This is a genomic window from Pedobacter sp., assembly GCF_040513095.1.
Taxonomy (GTDB): Bacteria; Bacteroidota; Bacteroidia; order Sphingobacteriales; family Sphingobacteriaceae; genus Pedobacter.
On the sequence record NZ_JBEVDX010000111.1, the window covers coordinates 1 to 5472 of the forward strand.

At 41.1% G+C, this 5472-nt stretch carries 5 protein-coding genes; 4 read left to right on the forward strand and 1 reads right to left on the reverse strand.

The window, feature by feature from the left end; translation table 11 throughout:
• A partial coding sequence (locus ABWY16_RS13370; RefSeq protein WP_353905146.1) for an outer membrane beta-barrel protein occupies positions 1–2785 on the forward strand: 2785 nt, incomplete at its 5' end.
• Positions 2786–2982: 197 nt separating this feature from the next.
• The gene (locus ABWY16_RS13375) at positions 2983–3609 is read left to right on the forward strand and encodes an HAD family hydrolase (RefSeq protein ID WP_353905147.1); all 627 of its coding nucleotides are present in this window, start codon (positions 2983–2985) and stop codon (positions 3607–3609) included.
• A gap of 31 nt (positions 3610–3640) precedes the next feature.
• Here ABWY16_RS13375 and ABWY16_RS13380 read toward each other — a convergent pair whose 3' ends face one another.
• Positions 3641–4252, reverse strand: a complete 612-nt coding sequence (locus ABWY16_RS13380) for a hypothetical protein (RefSeq protein ID WP_353905148.1) — start codon at positions 4250–4252, stop codon at positions 3641–3643.
• A 343-nt stretch (positions 4253–4595) separates the two neighbouring features.
• Between ABWY16_RS13380 and ABWY16_RS13385 the strand changes: the two genes are divergently transcribed.
• Positions 4596–4781 carry a hypothetical protein gene (locus ABWY16_RS13385; protein WP_353905149.1) on the forward strand — a complete coding sequence of 62 codons (186 nt, stop codon included), beginning with the start codon at positions 4596–4598 and terminating at the stop codon, positions 4779–4781.
• A 247-nt stretch (positions 4782–5028) separates the two neighbouring features.
• On the forward strand, positions 5029–5253 hold the full coding sequence (locus tag ABWY16_RS13390; RefSeq protein ID WP_353905150.1) for a CDGSH iron-sulfur domain-containing protein: 225 nt from the start codon (positions 5029–5031) through the stop codon (positions 5251–5253).
• The last annotated feature ends 219 nt before the right edge of the window (positions 5254–5472 follow it).

Below are 5472 nucleotides of genomic sequence, written 5' to 3' on the forward strand. Positions count from 1 at the left end.
CTCATTTGGTTTGTCGGGAACACTGGGCGGACAGGCAAGTTCACAGCCTATTTCACTGGATGCCATCGATCAGATCCAGGTTGATCTTGCACCTTATGATGTGCGTCAGGGTTTCTTTACCGGAGCCGGTGTAAATACTGTAATTAAATCCGGTACGAATGAAATCAAGGGATCTGTGTATTATTATGGACGTGGTACTGGTTTAACGGGTTACAATGCCGGAACAACCAAGGTTACGAAAATCCCTTTCGATTACAATTCAAGAGGACTCAGCTTAGGTGGTCCGATCATCAAGAACAAATTATTCTTCTTTGTTTCAGGTGAGCAGGAGCGGATCAGTAATCCGGCATCTACTTTCGTTGCTTCGAGAGATGGAGTTAGCGGGGCAAATGTTTCTCAGGCACAGGCAGCAACACTTGAGGCGATTTCAAATACGCTTAAAACAAAGTACGGTTATGATCCGGGAGCTTATGAGAATTTCTCTTATAAAACTCAGAGTGACAAAATCACAGTTAAGTTAGACTGGAACATCAATAAAAACAACACTTTAAGTGCCAAATACTTTTACCTGAAATCATTTAAAGATCAGCCGGCAAGTAATTCAGGGATCACCAACGCAGGTGTTGGTTACGGATCAACGCGTGCGGCAGGTGTTAATACATTGCCTTTTGCAGGTTCTGGTTATACGATCAATAATAATTTCAACATCGGTATGCTGGAGCTGAACAGTAAAATCAGCAATACAATCTCTAACAAACTGACAGTTGGTTATTCTGCATTGCGTGATTTCCGTACATCACTGTCAGGTTCAAACGTGCCGATGGTTGATATAGGTAACGGAACCTCGAGTGTGACAGGTGCAGTGCTTACCGCAGCCAACCAGACAATGACCAGTTTTGGTTATGAGTTGTATACTGCAGGAAACCTGCTTTCCTCAAACATAGGCCAGTTATCAGATGATTTAACAGTATTTGCCGGCAAACACGAGTTTACATTTGGTACAAGCAACCAGTCGCAAAGTTTCACTAACGGTTTTGCACCGGATTACAATGGATTGTATACTTATAACTCAGCTTCAGATTTCATCAATGGTTTACCTGCTGCAGCTTATACTTACCGTAATGCTGCTGATGGCGGTGAACTGCCACTGGCTAAAATTAAATCTTACAATTTTAGTTTATATGCCCAGGACAAATACCGTGTAACGCCTAACTTTGTACTGACTTACGGCTTAAGAGCTGACTATAACTATTACCCTACAGATCTTGCTGCCAATCCTAATGCTGCAGCCCTGACATTCCAGGGTGGTACACACGTTGACGTATCCAAACTGCCTAAAAGCAGAATCCAGATGTCACCACGTGCAGGTTTCAACTGGGACGTGAATGGTGACCACAGCACGCAGATCCGTGGAGGTTCTGGTTTGTTCTCAGGTCTGACACCTTTTGTATGGATCTCGAACCAGGCATCCAATGGAGGAACATTATTCAGTTCAGGTACTGTAACCAAAGCAGCATCGCCAAACGATCCACGCCTGATTTACAATCCTAATGTTGACGCCAACCGTCCGACAGGAGCTGTTGCAGCCAATACTTCTTATGAGCTGGATGTTACTGACCCGAATCTGAAACTGCCAAAGATCTGGAGAACCAACGTAGCCATCGATCAGCAGTTGCCATTTGGTATTATCGGAACCGTTGAAGCCGCTTATACAAAAGATATCAATGCGATTTACACCAAGAACCTGGTAGTTTCTGACGGATATGTTACTTTACCGGGAACGGAAGGTCAGATTCGTTACAACAGTGCAAACACTACAATTAACAGCTCACCTGCAAGTGCTACCAATCCTACTATCACCGGATTGTACTACCTGACCAACACAAATAAAGGATATTCTTACTTTGTTACCGGTCAGTTACAAAAAAGCTTCCTTGGAGGTTTCTATGCTAACGTTGCCTATACGCGCACTGTATCTAAAGACGTTAATGATGGTGGGTCAACTGCCAGTTCTATCTGGAGCGGAAGACCTGTTTCGGGTGATCCGAACGGAAACGTTCTTTCCAACAGTACATATGTAATGCCTAACCGTTTTATTGCTTCTGTGGCTTACAGAAAAGAATACAGTAAAAACTACGCAACTTCAATAGGGTTATTCTTTGAAGCCTCAAACAATGGCGCTGTTTCCTATATCGTAGGTAATGGTGGAACGGGTATCGGTGATATCAACCGTGATGGTGCAACGAACGACCTGATGTATATCCCGAGAAACCAGGGTGACATCATCCTTGTTCCAGACTTTGTAGCTTCGGGAACAACACCGGGTGATACAAGAACAGCATCTCAATTGTGGAATCAGCTGAATGCGTATATCAATCAGGATAAATACCTGAGCGAACACAGAGGCGAGTTTGCAAAAAGAAATGCAGCAATCTTACCTTACTTTAAACGTGCTGATTTAAATATTACCCAGGATTTCTTTGTGAAATCAGGTAAAAACAGAACTACAAGAAATACGATCCGTGTTGAATTTAACATGATCAACGTAGGTAACTTCCTGAACAAAAACTGGGGTACCTACCAAACTACCTACAGTGGCATAAACACTGGTGCGGTTGCACTGCTTACCTACAAAGGACTTGATGCAACTACAGGAAGGCCAACTTATTCATTCCCTTACCTGGATAAGGCAAATTTGGTTCCGGTAACCCAATCTTCAAAAGTAAATACTGACCAGATTTCACGCTGGCAGGCACAGATCGGTGTGAGATACATCTTCAACTAATACCGGTTTAATTTCGATTAATAGCAGGCCATCCTTTTAGGGTGGCCTGTTTTTTTTGCTTTGTAGGCGTAGCGTCAATGTTTGATCCGGGCTATGCAAAATGCCATTTTCTGTATGTAATAATGACAATTTATACATTGATTTTGGGGACAATTGGCTAAGTTTACGATTATAAAATAACCTATAGATAAAATACTATGGAATATCCAGAACCTAAGATCATTTTTTTTGACATTGGCGGTGTACTGCTTACCAATGGCTGGGGCAACGACTCCCGTAAAAAAGCGGCAGAAAAGTTTAACCTGAATTATGATGAGCTCAATACGCTGCATAATTATGTGTTCAACATCTTTGAAATTGGTAACATCACCCTGGATGAATACCTGGATACGGTAGTATTTAACCATCCCAGAGAATTCACCAGAGAAGACTTTAAGGAATTTGTGTTTTCAAGATCAGTTGAGTTGCCAGGTTTACTGCAGTGGCTGAAAGAATGGAAAAAGGAAAGTGGCTTCAGGATAATTTCTATCAACAATGAAGGCAAGGAACTGAATACATACAGGGTTAAGAAATTTAAATTACACGAGTGTTTTGATGCTTTTGTATCTTCATGTGATGTGAAAATGCGCAAGCCGGATCCTAATATATTTACGCTTGCGCTGGGTATTGCACAGGCAAGGCCACAGCAATGTTATTATTTCGATGACAGGATATTCCAGGTGGAAACTGCCAAAGCTATGGGAATGCACGCATTTCACCATACCAGCTTTGAGGAAACAAAAGCTATTTTGGAGAACATTTCGGTTTCGGCCGCTAAGTCATAAACTGATGCTATCCGCTGAAAGGAATTGAATGTTATAAATTTGTAGAGCTGGTGTCTGCAATGCCTTTCACCAGACTTTTCCACTGAGGGTAGGAGAGACCTATTTTGGCAGTCCAGCCTATAAGTGTATTCCTGATATTATCTGCAAGATGTGAGGTGTCTGTATTGGGCACCTCATTTCTTCCATGTTCTTCTGCATAAACTGTTTTGCCTATTCGTTTTACCTGGAAGGTGGAGGTAGCCATGGCTGTGAAAAAATGTGCAGTAGAGGTATCTTCACTTTTTGGATTTGCAGCAGGTCTGGCTTGTAAGGACACTATTTCAGAATCAAGAGCAAACTCTTCTTCAACCTTTTCAATTCTCACCCAGTCGAAGCTGTCGCCTGAATGTGTACCGGGCCCCGGAATATCTATTTTCAGGTAGTCTCCCTCCCATGCCTCACGGTCAACAGTATTGCCTTCTCTGTCGGTCAGTGTAAAAGTAGACAGCGGGACTTCGCAGATCTCTGCCCAATTAGATGGATGCAGCAGTCTCCTTTTTGCAATCTGATAAAATTCTTTTGCTTCTTCCGGAGATGTAAATTCTGCCCTGGCTTGAGTATCAAGCTTTCCGCCGGTATGCTGTTCTGGAATTTGATTCTTCATGGTGCTTATTTTCAGTCCGTAACGGACAGGCAGCATGAATTGTTTTATATAAATTATTTGAGAACCCAGTAACCAAGAGCAAGCCAGATGAGGCCTTTGATTAAAAAGAACATAAACCCCCAGAAACCAATTCTTTTGATCCACCTAATGAAAATGACCTTTTTAGAATCTTTTTGTTCTGTATTCATAACATGGTAAAAATAAACAAAATCTTGAAAAAAGGACAGGATGAAAATATATTCAGTTAGTTTTTAAAAACTAAACGATTTAGCTGATTATTTTTTCAGAATTGAAAACTTTATGGCACACAGCTTGTTTTTAAGTTGAAAAAAAATTCAAGATTATGAAAGATCAGATAAAAATTCAAAGTGCAGGCGACAAATTTCAGCAAGAAACCTTATTTATCGGTGATCAGATGCAAACTCAGGAAAATGTAGGTTCATCAGCGTTTAAAAATAACGATCACATGAAAAGAACATTTCCTTCAGCGATGCAAAAAAAGATCAACCCAAGGTTATTGATTTTATAAAGCAAGGTCTAAGACGTAATCTCTACAAAATATCCTGAGGTAAGAGAAAAGGGAGTTTCCAAAAGATGCTCCTTTTTTTGTGCACTGATTTTTCCAATCCAGTGCTTCAAAAATTTGGCTCATGACAAAGTTACTATTTATTAAAGTTATGAAACCGGCTGCGGCTTGAAGGAATGTTTCTAAATTGAAATCAGATTCACGGCTTTAGTTCCATTGTTTTAGCTTTGCCCGAAACAAAAATATATAGATGTCTGCAACAAAACTAACCATTAATAATAACGGATCAGTGAAGATAGAAGGCGATTTTGAGATCGTCGACAAAGAGGGGAATGCCTATGGGTTACAGGGCAGAACAGTACTTAGCGTTTGCCGCTGTGGTCTTTCCCAAAACAAACCTTTTTGTGATGGTGCTCATAAAGGGCATTTTGAACACGAAGCAATTGCGTTTGACCTCCCTCCGAAAAAAGTTTGATCTTATAAAAGAGCCGTTTCTGTTAGCAGGAAGCGGCTTTTTTTTTGCTGGCATAGCACAGGAGCTTCTTTACTTTATCATATTACAAAAGGATTGATTTACGGTTTCTGGATGTTGCTTATTGCAGGTATCTCCGGTTTACTCTATGGCCTGGCTGCAGGAATACTGATCCAGCCGCTTATATTTGTAATTATATTCTCTACCCTGCTGATCATTGTC